The organism is Pseudomonas monachiensis, from assembly GCF_047345015.1.
Lineage (GTDB): Bacteria > Pseudomonadota > Gammaproteobacteria > Pseudomonadales > Pseudomonadaceae > Aquipseudomonas > Aquipseudomonas monachiensis.
Genome location: NZ_CP178857.1, coordinates 4,774,004 through 4,789,861 on the forward strand (window position 1 = coordinate 4,774,004; position 15,858 = coordinate 4,789,861).

The 15,858-nt window shown below is 57.5% G+C and carries 13 protein-coding genes; 6 read left to right on the forward strand and 7 right to left on the reverse strand.

Features of this window, described 5'->3' with window-relative positions; translation table 11 throughout:
- Window positions 1-8 precede the first annotated feature (8 nt).
- The 3 genes from ACMDB8_RS21310 to dcm form a co-directional block, all read right to left on the reverse strand.
- Window positions 9-1,343 (reverse strand): type II restriction endonuclease, encoded by a 1,335-nt coding sequence (locus ACMDB8_RS21310; RefSeq protein WP_409078355.1) that lies wholly within the window; start codon window positions 1,341-1,343, stop codon window positions 9-11.
- A gap of 351 nt (window positions 1,344-1,694) precedes the next feature.
- Window positions 1,695-2,177, reverse strand: a complete 483-nt coding sequence (locus tag ACMDB8_RS21315) for a very short patch repair endonuclease (protein ID WP_409078356.1) — start codon at window positions 2,175-2,177, stop codon at window positions 1,695-1,697.
- A gap of 58 nt (window positions 2,178-2,235) precedes the next feature.
- Entirely contained in the window at window positions 2,236-3,666 is a 1,431-nt protein-coding gene (gene dcm / locus ACMDB8_RS21320; RefSeq protein ID WP_409078357.1) for a DNA (cytosine-5-)-methyltransferase, read from the reverse strand.
- A 606-nt stretch (window positions 3,667-4,272) separates the two neighbouring features.
- On the opposite strand from dcm, the gene ACMDB8_RS21325 reads away from it, so the two are divergent.
- Window positions 4,273-4,782, forward strand: coding sequence for a BRO-N domain-containing protein (locus tag ACMDB8_RS21325; protein WP_409078358.1), 510 nt, complete (start codon window positions 4,273-4,275; stop codon window positions 4,780-4,782).
- A 390-nt stretch (window positions 4,783-5,172) separates the two neighbouring features.
- Here the strand turns inward: ACMDB8_RS21325 and ACMDB8_RS21330 are convergent, their stop codons facing one another.
- Window positions 5,173-8,676: an alkaline phosphatase family protein gene (locus ACMDB8_RS21330; RefSeq protein WP_409078359.1), complete on the reverse strand. Its 3,504-nt coding sequence runs from the start codon at window positions 8,674-8,676 to the stop codon at window positions 5,173-5,175.
- A gap of 44 nt (window positions 8,677-8,720) precedes the next feature.
- Window positions 8,721-10,511 carry a SulP family inorganic anion transporter gene (locus tag ACMDB8_RS21335; protein ID WP_409078360.1) on the reverse strand — a complete coding sequence of 597 codons (1,791 nt, stop codon included), beginning with the start codon at window positions 10,509-10,511 and terminating at the stop codon, window positions 8,721-8,723.
- Window positions 10,512-10,629: 118 nt separating this feature from the next.
- Here ACMDB8_RS21335 and ACMDB8_RS21340 point away from each other — a divergent pair, with 118 nt between their 5' ends.
- From ACMDB8_RS21340 to ACMDB8_RS21350, 3 genes are all read left to right on the forward strand, one after another.
- On the forward strand, window positions 10,630-11,595 hold the full coding sequence (locus tag ACMDB8_RS21340) for a hypothetical protein (RefSeq protein WP_223541266.1): 966 nt from the start codon (window positions 10,630-10,632) through the stop codon (window positions 11,593-11,595).
- A gap of 119 nt (window positions 11,596-11,714) precedes the next feature.
- Window positions 11,715-12,032 carry a helix-turn-helix transcriptional regulator gene (locus tag ACMDB8_RS21345; protein WP_056725875.1) on the forward strand — a complete coding sequence of 106 codons (318 nt, stop codon included), beginning with the start codon at window positions 11,715-11,717 and terminating at the stop codon, window positions 12,030-12,032.
- Window positions 12,033-12,042: 10 nt separating this feature from the next.
- Entirely contained in the window at window positions 12,043-12,303 is a 261-nt protein-coding gene (locus tag ACMDB8_RS21350; protein ID WP_409078361.1) for an XRE family transcriptional regulator, read from the forward strand.
- A 52-nt stretch (window positions 12,304-12,355) separates the two neighbouring features.
- Here the strand turns inward: ACMDB8_RS21350 and ACMDB8_RS21355 are convergent, their stop codons facing one another.
- Window positions 12,356-13,411, reverse strand: a complete 1,056-nt coding sequence (locus tag ACMDB8_RS21355; RefSeq protein ID WP_056725877.1) for an MBL fold metallo-hydrolase — start codon at window positions 13,409-13,411, stop codon at window positions 12,356-12,358.
- 216 nt (window positions 13,412-13,627) lie between these two features.
- Here ACMDB8_RS21355 and ACMDB8_RS21360 point away from each other — a divergent pair, with 216 nt between their 5' ends.
- Both ACMDB8_RS21360 and ACMDB8_RS21365 read left to right on the forward strand, forming a co-directional pair.
- On the forward strand, window positions 13,628-14,239 hold the full coding sequence (locus tag ACMDB8_RS21360; RefSeq protein ID WP_056725879.1) for a TetR/AcrR family transcriptional regulator: 612 nt from the start codon (window positions 13,628-13,630) through the stop codon (window positions 14,237-14,239).
- Between the two features lie 126 nt (window positions 14,240-14,365).
- Entirely contained in the window at window positions 14,366-14,896 is a 531-nt protein-coding gene (locus tag ACMDB8_RS21365) for a DUF1003 domain-containing protein (protein WP_409078362.1), read from the forward strand.
- 6 nt (window positions 14,897-14,902) lie between these two features.
- Here the strand turns inward: ACMDB8_RS21365 and ACMDB8_RS21370 are convergent, their stop codons facing one another.
- Complete coding sequence (locus tag ACMDB8_RS21370; RefSeq protein ID WP_409078429.1) at window positions 14,903-15,844, reverse strand: LysR family transcriptional regulator; 942 nt, start codon at window positions 15,842-15,844, stop codon at window positions 14,903-14,905.
- Between the last annotated feature and the right edge of the window lie 14 nt (window positions 15,845-15,858).

Here is a 15,858-nt window from a genome sequence, read left to right on the forward strand (position 1 = left end):
TGAGCTAGTCAGGGGTACAGCGGAAGGATCAATGAAGGGCGCTTCAATCTCACCTCATTATCGAAAAACTGTCTGAAAGTGATTACGTTTTCGTAGCCCTCGTAAGCAGATTCTTTAGCTTTTTTCAAAGACTCCGGCACAACCAGCGAAATCGAATTCCTATCCATCTCATCAATGGCCTCACCCGACACTCGATCATCAACAGTAGCGAGAAAAATTGCTCCAAGCGGCTTCTCTAAGGCCAACTGCTTCCATCGTTCGCGCAGTGTTGTCTTCAAGGAAACAATTACCGCATCACCTTTCATGTTGAGCTCCTTGACGTCCGGTAAAACGAAATCCGGGCGCCGGCCACCGAAGACAGCCTGCGCTTCGTGACGAATTCGACCATCCTTGAATAGCCTTGCTACATGATGCTCAAACGAAAGCCCAGCTCTGCTCTTTCTGGTTTGCGCCGCGCTGAGGAATATCGAATCGAGCTCAGAGAATGCCCGAACAAGATTGCCAACAGGATCGCCTCCCCCCTGGAGGAGAATTCGGGCGACTAGAGCTGCACGAAAGCGGAGTTCTGCCTGCTTGTAGATGGAATATTCAATGTCCCTGCTGATGCGCATGACCGCGTCACCAGGCTGGGAGAGGGAGAATGGATTCATGTCGCAGAAACCCTTCTCATTAAGCCATTTGCTCTGCGCTTTTCCTGCCAGCATCTCCGGGGATGGAAGAGTCTGCTGCTTAATGAATTGCTCCAAGGTTCCATCCTTGAGCGCCTGCGACAGCTCTGCAATGAGCTGATCCGTTTCGGAAGCAGGCTCAGCAAGCGAAGCAGGATCGAACAGGCCGTAGTGGAAATCGGCATCCAGCTCGAATGCGGTCTCGATAATTTCCGCTTCTTCGCTTACCGAATCGACGACGATGAACCAATATCTGGAACCAAACCTATCTTGTTTGAGTTTTCCGATAACGAGCAGCGAGGCTGGAGAAAGCAGCTGGAATTGCTCCTTGGGTATACCCGTGTGCTGCCACTCGTACCTTGGCTTTGCTTTCTCTTTATTGGTTGGATTGCGCATCGAAAAATATTTGATCATCGATGTCTTTATCTCGCCAGAGGCTGGCCAGAACGTTGGATATTCGACATCGTAAATGTGCGGTTTGTCCGGGTTGGAGTTCTTCAGCCTTGGAAAGAAATCAGACTCTGCAACAGGACGAGGGATAAAAAAGCCATTCTGATGCCCATTCTTTGGACTATCTGCCCAAGATGTGTCATTGCGTGACAGTTTTTTGATGAAGAGACTCTCACTTTGATTGATCAAAGTGGAAATATCATTCCATTCCGGATGGAAGCCCATTGTTATTCCTTATTTCTGATATCGGGGACGAGCCTTCACACGAGGAGTCTGTGTAGCCCCCTTCCAGACCAATCGTTCCGAAATCCTAGATCACAAGAAACGTCATCTTGGCAGGTTGCTCATCGGTTTCGATCAGTTCGCTGGCTAGAAAGTCTCTGCCACATTCGTCAGAGAAAATCGATCAAGCGAATCTCTGCTTCGCGCATCCAATGGGTTCTGGAGAGTTTCACGGACACGGACTTCAACACTGGTGCGCTCTTCGTCTGCGAAGTTGTCGTCGGAAATGCTTGCCCCCGAAATTTCGTTCGGATTTAGCGGGCGGAACTGCCAATGAGCCACAATCAACTCTCCCTAGTGTGAAGACCTGCATCCTAGTTCCAACGCATCTTCATCGATCTGGAAATATTCCGATCCATTTATCAGCCAGCTCGCTATCAGGTCAACAAGCAATGGGGACTTTTCTTTTTTCATCGACCGTACAGCACATTCCCACACGATAAGTACCCTCCAGCCCATTGCTTTAAGGGCACCTTCCTGAAGGCTGTCCCGAGCCTTATTTTTTCCGATTTTCTCTAACCAGAACTCAGGACGAGTTTGGGGAACCTTAAAATACCTGCATGCATGCCCATGCCAAAAACAGCCATGGATGAAGACAAGTGCATGGTATTTCGGTAACACCAGATCAGGCTTACCGGGAAGGTCTTTGACATGTAAACGGAAGCGAAAGCCCCGTGCATGCAGGGCTTTGCGGATTAGAAGTTCAGGCTTGGTGTTTTTACCCTGAATCCCAGCCATCATTCTTGAGCGTGTAGCTAAATCCACTACATCAGTCAAATAACCTCCATAACGGAGCGCTGGGCGCTCCTGAGTAAAGGCCCACGCGGCTACCTCATCAGGCTGGAAGGGCGAACTCCAGCTGGGGTTGCCCAGTGTCGGCCATTTTCTCTTTCGCTTTCAGGATACGGTCCTTCATCAATCGAGCTACCGCCTCGAAAACGGGTACGGCAACAGAGTTGCCAAACTGACGATAAGCCTGTGTATCAGAAACCGGAATAATGAAGGAGCTCTCACCAGGCTTATCAAATCCCATCAAGCGTGAACACTCGTGAGGCGTCAATCGACGAGGTCGATTAATCTGGTTCAATTCGCTATTGAAGTCCAGAGTTTCGACAAAGCCTCGGTCAACAAGGATTTCAGAGCCGTCCTTGTGATACCTAGCTGACAGTGTACGCGCCACATCATCAGACCGAGTCAACCCAAAACCGAAGCCATTACCTTTCTCACGATGCTTCGCAGCATAGCGGTACAGGTAATCCCAGAGCTTTGGCGTCAGGATGTATTTACTATCTACTTCTTTATCTAGCAAATCGCCAAACGTCGGTTTTTGCTTCGGAATGAGTTTGCTGATTTCACTCAGGGTGAAGCCTTGGTGAACATTCAAATCGCGGCGGAAGCCCACCAGCACAATCCGCTCACGGTGCTGGGGAAGGAAATGTTTGGCATCGATAACTTTCGGATCTGTCCCCTTCGGGGCATTTACGTCTGCAACCTCATACCCAAGCTCATCAAGCGCTTCGCAGATGATTCTGAATGTATTGCCTTTGTCATGACTCTTGAGATTTTTCACGTTCTCCAGCAGGAAAGCAGCTGGACGTTTAGCGGCAATGATCCGTGCCACGTCAAAAAAGAGGGTGCCCTGGGTTTCGCACTCAAAGCCGTGTTTACGGCCTAGCGAGTTTTTCTTGGAGACACCAGCCAGCGAAAACGGCTGGCAAGGGAAGCCGGCAAGCAATACGTCATGATCCGGGATTTTGCGATCAATGTTGAAATAGGCTTCGTCTTCACTTACCTCTGGTTTGTCGGACAGAGTTACCGAGCGGATATCCAGATTGAAGCTGTGCCGGTCAGGATCACAGTAGTGATTCGCCTTGTAGGTTTTAACGGCGTATTTGTTCCACTCTGAAGTGAATAGGCACTCACCACCAATTGCTTCAAATCCCTTTCGAATGCCTCCGATCCCTGCGAACAGATCAATGAATGTAAAGGAAGGTTTATGGTTCAACCGCTTAGGAAGTAGAGACTCCAGATGAGTGTACTCAGCGTGGGTCAGCTTCGGAGACGCTTTACCCTTCACCCAGCGGTTGACCGTTTCGCGACAGTGAGGCGAACCAATCTCACTGAGCTTTTCGGCCAGTTGACCTTGGTCGTAGATCTCAAGCAGTTTGTACAGAAGTGCCAGGTCTTGAGCCGGATGAGGATCTGGCTGAAATGAATGCGGGCTCGTCTCGTCGGCTTGTGTAAATGCGGTTTCAAAAAGGTTCATGAGCCCTGCTTTCCTCTGGGTCAAATCTGTGACGAATGATCACTATTCTATCCCTTGCGCAGCCAATGTAAATTTATCATTTCGCTAAATCACGAAATGACAGCCACATGGTGGGAACGAAATAAATGTGACCTAGCACACAGAATTAGCTGTATATAAATACAGTATATGCCGACTCAAAATTTTGTCGAGGCTACCGCGTCATTAGATTGGTGATGAGGCTAATAGCTCGGTATGGCCTACCCCACTCAGCCCATGACTTGACCCTCCCCCGCATTCCTCCTAACCTCCCGTCTCAGAGCCTAAGAAACTCTACAAACCAGAGCGGTCCTCCGCACCCGACAGTCATGCGGCTTTTTTTCGTCTGCGGTTTCTCTACGCCTGCGAGAAAATCCCCGTTATGTCGGGAGTGGGCGAATACAAGACCCGAAAGGGGAATATGTCCGGCCCGTCTCTGGTGGGTTTCTTAGCTCCCGACACCCTTAACGAATGCCCTAAGAAAGCAGCCAGAGGTAAAGGAAATGCCTGACTATCCGACCTTCACGATGAAGGTGAATCGCCGTACTCACAGATCCAGCCACGCGCTTCCGTTCCACGAGGCCCGCCATGCCTGAATCACTCACCCCTACCGTTTTCACTCGTCACAACGTCCACTTGCATGCCCTTCTTTTGGAGAATCAGGCTTGGTTCTGTGCGCATGATCTCGGGCGACTGATGGGTAAACACCTTGATGAGCGCGTGACACGCAAGCTCGATGCGGACCAGAGGCAAATGATGCATGTTGACCTCTATGGCGCCGCTAAAGAGCGTTTGATGGTGAGCGAGTCAGGTGTGTATGCGTTGTTGATTTATCACTACTGCCCTGAGAATCGATTGCTGCGAGAGTGGCTGACTCATCAGGTGGTGCCTGCACTGCGGGATGCACGGCCGTCGCGAATGGTGGAGCGCCCGACGTTGAGCTTGCTTGATTGGCCGAAGATGTCGCTCTGTATGTTGCATTGGCAGGATGAACCGTGGATTCGGTTGCGGGATATGCCGTGTGTTCTGGCGGATGATCCATTCAATCGGCGTGAATCGTGGTGGCGGAAGGCTTCACGAGTGATGCGTGGGTACTGATTGTTCACCCCTCAAAAAAACTGGCTGTCCGAGTTTCAGACAGCCAGTTTTTTTGAGGCGGGCAGCCTCCAATCCGCACCGCTCGGTTTATCTGATGCACCTGAGTTGCAGTATTTGGGGCTGCTTCGCAGCCCAACGGGGGCAAGCCCCCTCGCCACAAGGTTGGTGGCTAGCTTGGTTGCTGCGTTGGTCTTGCGAATCGAGTCGTTCTGCAGAGCAAGTCCACTTAGGGACTCGGTGGCGGACTTTGTTTATGCGACATATTCACCTACGCCATCGCGAGCAAGCTCGCTCCCACAGGGGGTCTGCGGCTGGCTTGGGAACGTCGGTGTTATCAGGGCCGTAGAATTTCCTGCGGCCCTTTTCTTTGCCCGTAACAAGGCTAAAATCTCACCTCCCCAACCCACTAATCCGCCAAGGACACACCGCCGCCCTCACCCCACTCGGCCCAACAATCTCCGGCGTCTGCCCCAACGACCTGGCGCTCAGCACACTCCCCACCCGCTCAATCAACTGATCAAACCCCAACGTCGCATCCTCCTGATGCAATTTCCGCAGTTGTTCGACCAGGGCGTAGGTAAAGGCGCCATAGCTGTTGGACCCCACCTCATACTCATTGGCTTTTTCGTTCTCCCGCGCGGCGTAGAGCATCAGGGGCATGTAGGGGCCGTGGTGGCCGTAGAGTTTGCCCTGGCGCAGCAGTTGGGCTTTTTTCTCGGGGCGAAGGCCCGTGGCGGCGCCTTGGGTGGTGCGGGTGCGGGTAAGGCCGCGGGTTTTGTTGTCTTGTTCGCTGAAGTCGCGGCGGTCGCTGTCGACGGCGTAGACGCGGCGGTCCCAGTCTCCGGCGTAGGGGTCCCAGCGCAGCATGCGGTGGCGGATGTCGCTGGGTGGGGTGATGCCGCGCACGCGGCCGTTGCCGCGGGTCATGCCGCCGGCGTAGCAGCAGTCGAACATGACGGTGAGTTTGGCGCCGTGGCCGTCCGGGTCGAAGGGCAGGTGGCTGTAGAACTGGCGGAACAGTTTGTCGGTGAAGTGGGTGCTGTCGTCGTCCCAGTCGAAGTCGTGGAGCACCAGGGTTTCGTCCATGCAGTCGGCTTCGCCGCTGCTGCTGTAGACCGGCAGCTGGGTGCCGTGGCCGGAGTAGAACAACACGCGCTCGTCGCCGGCGCGGGCGCCTTCCACCAGCCATTCGAGGCGCTCGACGAAGTTGGCCCGGGTCGCTCGGGCGTCGTGCAGCAACCGGATGTCGCCGGCGTCGTAGCCGCTTTCCTGGAGCATGCGGCTGATCAGGTAGGTGTCGTTGATGCAGCCGTCGAGGCGTGCGCTCGGGTCGAGGTAATCGTTGATGCCGACCACCAGCGCGCGGCGTTTGCGCTGGCCGCTGCGGGACAGGAACGCCGGCACTTCAAGTGCCCGTGCGGCCACCACATCGCGGGCCAGTTGCGGCCAGAGGCCAGTCTGGCTAGTGGGTGACGACAAGTAGGCCTGGGCGGCGTGATTGAGGTCGAGCAGGTCATCGCGCAATGGCAAGGTGAATTCGGTTTGCAGGTCGACTCGCGCGGAATCCGGTGAGGTGATTGGCCGGGTCAGCAAGCCGTCGTTGGGGTTATGGAGGTGGAACCAGCGGCGGATGCCTCGGCCGTTTTCGCTCAGCCGCGGGACTCGCCCACCCCATACTTCGCGCATCACCAGCGGCAATGCGATCGGTGAGCCGAAGCTGACGAACACTCGGCCATCGATGCGCTTGAGCGCCGCCCCCTTTTTCGCCACCGAACGGCGCAGGGCGTCGTAGCCGATCAGGCTGCCCAGGCCTTGGGCGAAGATGATCTGTGGATTGAATGCCTCGATCTTCGCCAACAGAAGTTGAGTCAACTCCGTACGCAAATCGGCGTCTTCGATCCATTGCACGAGGGCGCCAACCGTGGTGCGCAACATCTGGTTGACCGGCAGGCCCCAACTGCCGAAATTCTCATCGGCCTTGCCCCTGGCGTCGGCCCTCAGCATCGCCAGGCCTCGGGTGATCTGGGCGAAGTCCGGTCCTTCCTTGAGTTGCTCATCGAAGGAAAGAAAGTCGATGTCCTGGTCATCGATGAGGCGCCCGCTCTGTGCCAGTTGAGTACGGATCAATGTGCGCCATTGCTCCTGCCAGTTCGCATCGATACCGCCCTGCCCGCCTGCTGCCCGGCTGAACCCGACACCGGGCAGGCACAGGACGCGCAGCCGTGTTGGCGCGACCTCCGATCCCGGCTCGACCAAGGCTTTGCTGGCCGGCGTCGCAACCGGAGGCACCGTTTGCCCTTGGGCGGTGACCATCAAATCCTGCAGGCGCCGCAGTTTCGCCTCCAGACTGTCCGCACTGGGTGCGGCAGGCGTGAGTGCCGCCTGACCCGGATCAGCCAAGGCTCGGCTGCGATTGCCGAGAAAACCGCTGACCCATTGCGCGCTGCTCTTCCAGATCTGCTCTGGATCAAGGCCGTCTAGGTAACCGGTGGCGCTGTCCACCACCTGTCGGCTTTGAGTCGCCAGTTCGGACTCGATCAATGGCAACCCGGCGCGACTCGGCACTACGGTGGCCGCCAATTTTGGCGCAGCCGTTACGCCCGGTGCGGCACGCCAGATGGGTGCATTGCCGAAGTGCTGCGCGGCGACCACCCGTGGGCCGAGGGCACTGCGCGGCAATTTGAAGTGATCGCAAAGAAACGCCAGCAAACTGGTGTGATCGTAGTGCTGCGCCTGGACATCGCCCGTCCAGGGGATCAAACCCGGCTTGAGCCACGGCGAAGCCAGGATCGCCGGTACACGCACGCCGAGACGGGTGAAGGGGTTCTTCCAAGGGACATCGACTGTTGAACCGGTCGCCACGCAAGTTGGCGGCACCACGTGGTCATGGAAGCCGCCATGTTCGTCGTACAGCAACACGAACAGGGTTTTGTTCCAGACAGCGGGATTGGCCGACAACGCATTGAACACCTCACCGACAAACTGATCGCCAAAGCGCAAATCTTCAGGTGGATGATGGGACACGTTTGGCCCGAGCTTACCGTTGAGCAGGCCATAACTCGGTTCGATCCAGGACAGCTCGGGGAGTTTGTTGCCGGCGACGTCTGACTTGAAGTCGTCGATGCTCAGGTGCTGCAAACCACCCTTCACCAGCGCCGCCAAAGGAACGGCGCCGTCGGAATAAATGCGTGCGTCATGGCCGTTGTTGCGCAGCAGCGAAAAAATACTTTCGCCACCAAACTGTGCGATCAGGCTTTTGATGCCGGCCAGTACCGTGCCGGTGGAGGGCATCAGCAAGTGGCCATTGCAACTGCCGAGCATGGCAAAAAAGCGGTTCGGCCAGGTTGGCCCTGGGACCGAGGAAAACCAGCGGTCGCACACGGTGAAGTTACGCGCCAATCCGTGGATCGCCGGCAGCGTATCCTTCGCTGGCGTAGCGCCGAACGGGATGTAGTTCATCGCCCGTTGGGCCATGGATTGCGACCAGGTTTTGTACACCTTCAGGTCTGTGCGGGCCTTGTCGTAGGCGTCCTGGGCAAAACCCTTGAGCGTGGGGTTGGCCGGGCTGGTCTTAAAGGAGACGCCCAGTTGTTTCTCTACATTGACGAACTCGTGGCCAAGGTCGAAACCCTCGCTGTTGCCCGGCGGCAGCGCCGGAGGCAGAGGGGGCGGCGGCGCCCACAGGCTGTAGTTCTCCGGAAACTCCGAGGCCTGGGTGATCACCGTCGAATTGCCATTGGCCAGCTTCAGCGGGTTGGTGCTGGGCGCCTTGCGGTTGATACCGTCACACGCGGGATTGATGCTTGTGTAATCCCCCAGCAAATGGTCGAACGAACGGTTTTCCATCATCAATACGACAACGTGCTCAATCCCGGCGGGCCAGTTGTTCGCCATGGTTCGCTCCTTGATATGAAGTCTCTATTTCGATCTCGCGGGTTTCACGGCAACCGGTTCCCTTCATCTTCCCGCTCCCTGTAATCCACCCGATAATTCGCCACATAACTATCCACAGCCGTCCCAATCGTTGGAAAAAACGCCGTCTCCCCCAACCGTGCAAACAACCCAAACCGCTTCAGCTTGTCCTTCACCGGATCCTTCATCTCCGCAATGCACAACTCGATACCCGCCGCATGCAACGTGTCGCCCAGTTCGGCCAGCATGTCGGCGGAGGTCACGTCGACGCTGGTAACCGGTTCTGCGGCGACCACCAGCCAGCGCACGGGTGTGGGCGATGCAGCCACGGCGTCCAGCACTCGATCACTGAACAGTTCGGCGTTGGCGAAAAACAAGGGCGCATCCCAGCGAAACAGGACCAGGCCGGGGATCAGGCGCGCTTCGGGGTAGCGTTTGATGTCGTGGTAGCCCTTGACCCCGTCGGCGCGGCCCAATACCGCGGAGTACGGGCGCCAGCCGTCCCAGAGGAATTCAATGACGGCAATCACGATGGCCAGGCCGATGCCCTCGATCGCGCCGAACACGGCCACGCCGACGGTACAGACAATCGATAGCCAGCATTCCCAACGCTGGATACGGTAGATCCGGCGCAGGTCGGTGATCTCGATCAGGCCAATGGCCGAGGCGATCACGACGGCCGCCAGGGCGCTGGACGGTAGATGTTGCAGCAGGTCCGGTGCCACCACCAGCAGCAAGGCAACCGCCAGTGCGCCGACAACGCCGGTCAGTTGGGTTTTGGCGCCGGCCGCCTCCGCCACGGGGGTTCGTGACGAGCTGCTACTGATCGGGAAGCCCTGGAAAAAACCGGCTGCGAGGTTGGCGATGCCCAGGCCTACCATTTCCTGGTTCGGGTTGACGTAGGTGCGGGTCCGCGCCGCATAGACGCGGGAGAGCACGCTGGTGTCGGCGAACGAGACGAGTGCGACGGCGCAACCGCCGATCAGCACCGGGACGATGTCGGCGCGGGTGATCCAGGGGATGGCGAAACCGGGCAAGCCTTGGGGGAGCGAGCCGAGGACCGACACACCGGCGCGTGTCGCAAGGTCGAGCACACCCACGGCGACTGTCGCGCCTACCACGGCGATCAGAATGCCCGGCAATCGCGGCCATCGTTTGAGCAGCAGGATCGCCGCCAGGGTGAGCCCGCCCACCGTGAAGGTGGTCCAGTTGATCTTTCCCTCCATCACCCCTGAGGCGATGGCCGCGATGTTTCTCAATGGGCCGTCGGATTCAATCGAAAAACCGAACAGCTTGGGCAACTGGCTGATCAAGACGGTCAGTGCGATGCCGTTCATGTAGCCGTAGCGGATTGGTTTGGACAGCAGCTCGGTGATGAATCCCAGCCGCGCGATACCGGCCAGGATACACACCGCTCCCGAGACGATCGCCATCATCCCCGCCAGGGCGACGGCACGCTGCGGGTCGCCGCCGGAGAGTGGAATGATGACGGCAAGGATGACGGCCACCAGGGAGGAATCCGGCCCCATCACCAGAATGCGGCTGGGGCCGAACAAGGCATAGAACAGCAGCGGAACGATGGTCGCGTAGAGGCCATAGATGCCCGGCACGCCCGAAGCCACCGCATAGGCGATACCGACGGGCACCAGCATCGTGGTCAGCACCAGGCCGGCGACGATGTCGTAACGCAACCATTCCGGTTGGTATTCCCGCAGTATGCCCAGCCCCGGTAGCCAGCGGCGCCAACCGGTCTGTTCATCGCGGCGAGCTATGCGGCCCGGTTCCGGGAGAGGGGGCGAAGCATCTGAATGGCTCATGAACCGCCCTCGTTGATGGACTGTGCAAACTCCGGGATATCGAAGTGATCTCAGTGTAGCTATTGCTTCGAATGCGCCATCACTGGAAGCTGTTCATCTAAAGGACTTGGAACCCGACATGAAATTCGACCTCGCCTACTGCCTCAGCCTCAACGACAAGTTGTCGATCTACGACGTGCGGGATCTGAATTTCGACGAGACGATGGATTTCGACTCCGCCAGGGAACACTTCCAGTGCCCCAACGATGCCTGTCGCCTGGCGTTCGATACGGCCAATGAGCTGGGCACGTTCAACGCCAAGAACGTGAATTACGTGCGCACGCCGCACTTCAAGAACCTGCCGAGTACGCGGCATGTCGAGGGCTGCCCTTATGTCAGCCTGAAGACGCCGACGTCGGGTGTGGATGAGACGGAAACGGATGACAGTCGCGAGGAAAATTTCCCGTCGGAATTGTTACTGACTCGGCGCGAATATGTGCGTAGGCCGTCCAGCCCGGTGGTGATTGCCGATGTGGTTCGGGATGAACTATTGGCGCCCAAGGCGGCTAGTCATGTCGAGCAACCGAGCAAGGAGTCGACCCCGGACAAGACCAGCGTCTTCGCCCATCCGGTGGAGTGTTTCGTGTCGAACTTCGACGACAAGGATTTGCTCAAGCGCGTGCCGCTGAAAATTGGCGAGCACACCGCGCCTTACGGGTCGTTTTTCAAGAAGATCGAATACCTGCAAGACAACAAGGGGCTGATTTACTGGGGCAAAGTCAAGGAGATCAAGGACTACACCCAGAGCTTTCGCATCGACTTCGAGAAGAAGGTCTGGTTCGAGAAAAAGCCCTACTCGGTCAATGTCTACCTGAGCAAGAAACTGATCGACAGCTACCGCAAGCGCAAGGCGTTCCTGGAGGAGATCAAGCACGCCATCGAGAGCGGGCGGGCGTTGTACTGCTTCTTTTATGGCGTAACGCCCGAGCTGAAGCAGGTGCCGAGCAAGAAAAACCCCGAGCAGACATTCGGGGTGTTCAGCGCCAACATTGAAAACCTGGATCACTTTATTGTTCGCGAAGCGCCGGGGTTGGCGGGTAAATAAGCGCAGTGCCGTTCGTCTGTCTGAAAAGAAAAATTAAAAAATGCGTTTGATCCGGGCTCAAAACAACTGTACAAAAACACAGTATATTTTGACCAACACTCTCGAGCCCGGAGAACACCATGGCCTCTCAAGCGATGAAAATCACCCTGGAACGTATCGCCCTCTTCCAATTCACCCCGGCCCACTGCGCCCAGGCCCGAGCGATGCTGGGCTGGAGCGTGGAGGAGCTATCGCGGGAATCCCGGGTCTCGGTGGATGCCATTCAACGCTTCGAGGCGCGACAGGAGGTGCGGGATGTCACGCGCCTGGCGCTGGCCTATCGGCTTGAAGCCGAAGGGTTGGTGTTCTTCCCGGGGTTTGCGCCGGGTCGAGGGATGAATGTGAGAGGGTCGACGCCGAATCCGGTTGGGCGGGCGGATTTTGCGATGGTGGAGTGAGGGTTAACAGATGAACGAAATCGACGATGGCGATAACTGCGTTTATCAGGCACTGGGCATTCCCGATGCTGGTGATATGCGGGCCAAATCTGATTGCGTTATGAAAATTGGCCTTCTGCTGGAAAGCGGCCGGCTGAGTAAGACGGATGCTGCGCAGAAGCTCGGATTATCTGTCGAAGAACTAAACGAAATATTTCGAGGGAAGTTTCGCGACCTGAGCGTGGCAAAGATCTCGGGGTTCCTTGAGCAGTTAAAGAACTCGCGTGGCTAACTGATTTAGTTGAACTCCCAAGCCGGTCCGCAGACCGGCCGGGGTCACAACTTCACGCGTTCTGCACCACTCGCTCACTCTCCCCTTCCACCGCCATCCACCACGCCCCACCACGCTGCGGATGCATCAAGTTGAACGCCTCGCCCATCTGCGGTGTGGTGATCGATACGTTGCGCTCCCAGGCCAGGGCCAGGATGCGGTCGAAGGGTTCGTACCAGGCGTGCATCGACAGGTCGAAGGTGCCGTTGTGGATCGGCAGTAGCCAGCGGCCCTTGAGGTCGAGGTGGGCTTGCAGGGTTTGTTCGGGTTGCATGTGCACGTGCGGCCAGTCGACGTTGTAGGCACCGGTTTCCATCAGGGTCAGGTCGAATGGGCCGTACTGTTCGCCGATGCGTTTGAAGCCGTCGAAGTAGCCGCTGTCGCCGCTGAAGAAAAGGCGTGTGTCGCCGTCGATCATCACCCACGAGGCCCACAGGGTGCTGTTGCTGTCGAACAGGCCACGGCCGGAAAAGTGCTGCGACGGGGTGGCGATGAACTGGATGCCATCGACTTCCGTGCCTTGCCACCAATCCAGTTGGCGGACTTTGCTGGCGTCGATGCCCCACTTGATCAGGGTGTCGCCTACGCCCAATGGGGTAAGGAAGTGTTTGGTCTTGTCCGCGAGCTTGAGCACCGCCCGATAATCCAGGTGGTCATAGTGGTCGTGGGACAGGATCACCGCTTCGATCGGTGGCAATTGTTCCAGGCTGATCGGTGGCTGATGAAAACGCTTGGGGCCGGCCCATTGCACGGGGGAGGCGCGCTCGGCGAAGACCGGATCGGTGATCCAGAATTTGTCGCGCAGCTTGAGCAGCACCGTGGAGTGGCCCAGACGATAGACGCTGTGGTTGGGCGCTGCGATCAGCGCGGCTTGAGTCAGGGCTTGCACCGGCACGGGTGCGCTTGGGCGGGTGTTCTGCGGTTTGTGGAACAGCGCGGTCCACAGGATGCCCATGGTTTTGCCAAAGCTTAAACGTTGAACCGGCGTGAAGTTTTGATACTGCCCTTGGGCCTGTCGGGACGCTTCAGGTGTGGAGGCGTTGTCCGCCGGGGAGTTTGAATTGGCCATGACTGAATGACTCCAGAAAAACCGCGCATCGCGCGACTTTCCGTTTTGGGACGATAAATGGCCAAGGCACGCACGCATCAGCCGGACGTTCTATTTTTGCTGGGCAGGGTTAACAAAACATTACACTGCACAGTGTAGTTTCTAGGTTGCATCAAAGTCGATGACAAGTAAACTACCGAGTGTAATTCCCACCTTCTCCCCTGCCGAAGCGTACTTATGACAGCTCCACAGCGTCTCACCGACCGAAAACGCCAAGCGATCATTCAAGCCGCGATCAACGAATTCCGTGAAAACGGTTTCGAGATCACCAGCATGGACAAGATTGCTGCCACTGCCGGTGTGTCGAAGCGCACGGTATACAACCACTTTCCCAGCAAGGAAGAGTTGTTCGCCGAGATCCTCAATCAGTTATGGATCCGGGTGACGGCAGAACAGGAAGCGACCTACAGCCCCGACCTGCCGTTGCGCGAGCAATTGCGCGGATTGCTGATGGCCAAGCTGCAAATGTTGGGCGATGACAATTTTCTCGACCTGGCGCGGGTGGCGATAGCGGCGACGATTCATTCCCCGGAGCGGGCGCAGGATATGGTGGCGCGAATGGGCGAACGCGAAGAAGGGCTGACGGTATGGATTCGTGCCGCTCAGGCCGATGGTCGCTTGAAAGCCGTGGCTCCCGAATTCGCCGCTCAACAGATCCATGGCCTGCTCAAGTCTTTTGCATTCTGGCCGCAGATTTCCATGGGGCAACCCAGCTTGTCAGCCAAGGAGCAACACACGGTGGCGGATTCCGCGCTGGACATGTTTCTGGCCTGCTATCAGTTGCAATAAATGACAAGGTCGAAGGTGGTGTTAGAAGGATTGATGACTCGGATTTGAACGGCACGATGTGTTTCAGAATGAAACCGGCGCTGAGGCTATAGTGAGCTTCAGTCCCAGCGCCAGACAGAGAGCATCATGACCACCAGCCACGAAACCGCCGCCCACGTCGATCACCTGCGTTTCCATCGCCCTCATGCCCACCTCGCACCGACCTTTGGCAATGACAAGTTTGCCTTGCGCGCCGAAGCCTTTGCACGATTCTTCGGTACACCGACCTTTCTCGGCGCACAAACGCTGATCGTGGTGATCTGGGTGTGCCTCAACCTCTCCGGTTTCACCCACTTCGATGCGTACCCGTTCATCCTGCTCAACCTGGCTTTCAGCCTGCAATCGGCCTATGCCGCGCCATTGATTCTGTTGGCCCAGACGCGTCAGGCCGCGCGAGACAAAGCCCAGTCCGATGCCGATGCGCAGCACCGCGAAGCGCTGGCGACCGCCAACAGTGAGCGGCAGGCGGAGGCCGCGAAAAACTCTGCGCAACTGCTGGAGTTGCTCGAGCAGAACACCCGTCTCACAGAGATGACCAAGACCCTCACCGAGCGCATCGAAAACCTGACAACGGAAATGCACCAGCAGTTCGTGCGCAAGGATAAGCCGAAGGCTTGAACGGTTTCACGGCAGTTTCAGCGCCCGCCCCAACTCATCGAACAAGGTAACCACCGAGCGCAAGGCGCGGCAGTCGGGACGGGTCAGCAGCCATAGCGCAGTGTCGTATCCGTGCAGCGGTTCGCTCAGCGGCTGTAAACCGTCGCCGATCAAGAAGTCCGGTAACGCCGCTACACCCAGCCCCGCCCTGACCAACTCGGTCACCGACAGCATGCTGTTGCAGCGATAGCCCGGCGTTACGCCCGGCAAGGCCTGGCGACGCCAGGTAACGGTCGGGTGATCAGGCAGGAAGTCATCCGGGGCGATCCAGGCCAATGAGGCCAGGTCAGTGCTATTGACCGTTTGCAGGTATCGCTCACTGGCACACACTCGGTAGGAAATATCCGCCAGCCGCCGTCCCACCAGATGCTCCGGTGGCGTGCGGGTCAGGCGCAGGGCGATATCGGCATCCCGACGGCTGAGGTTGGCAAAATCATTGGACGTGCTGAGCTCGAGGGTCAGCGCCGGATAGTTCGGCATGAACTGCGCCAGCGCCGGCAACAGCAAACCTTGCAGGACCGAATCGGTACAGGTCAGGCGCACGATGCCGCTGATCACTTCACCGCCCTGCTCCACACCGATGCGCGCCGCCTCCAGTGCCTGCTCAGCGCGCTCGGCCTGTTCCGCCAGGGACTGCGCCAGGGTGGTGGGCAGGTAACCGGCGCGGCTTTTTTCGAACAGTTGCTGGCCCAGCGCAGCCTCCAGCCGGCGCACCGCTCGAAACACCGTCGAGACATCCACCTTGAGCAGTTGCGCGGCCCGGGCCAGAGAGCCGCCGCGCACCAGGGCGAGGATCAGCGCCAGGTCCGGGTAGTCCAGTCGATAGTGCGTCGCTGCATTGATCACTTGGATAAACGCCAATATTGAGTGCGTGAACGCCAATCTATAGTGGGCACCGGCAATCAACAAGTGCAGAGGCCCCA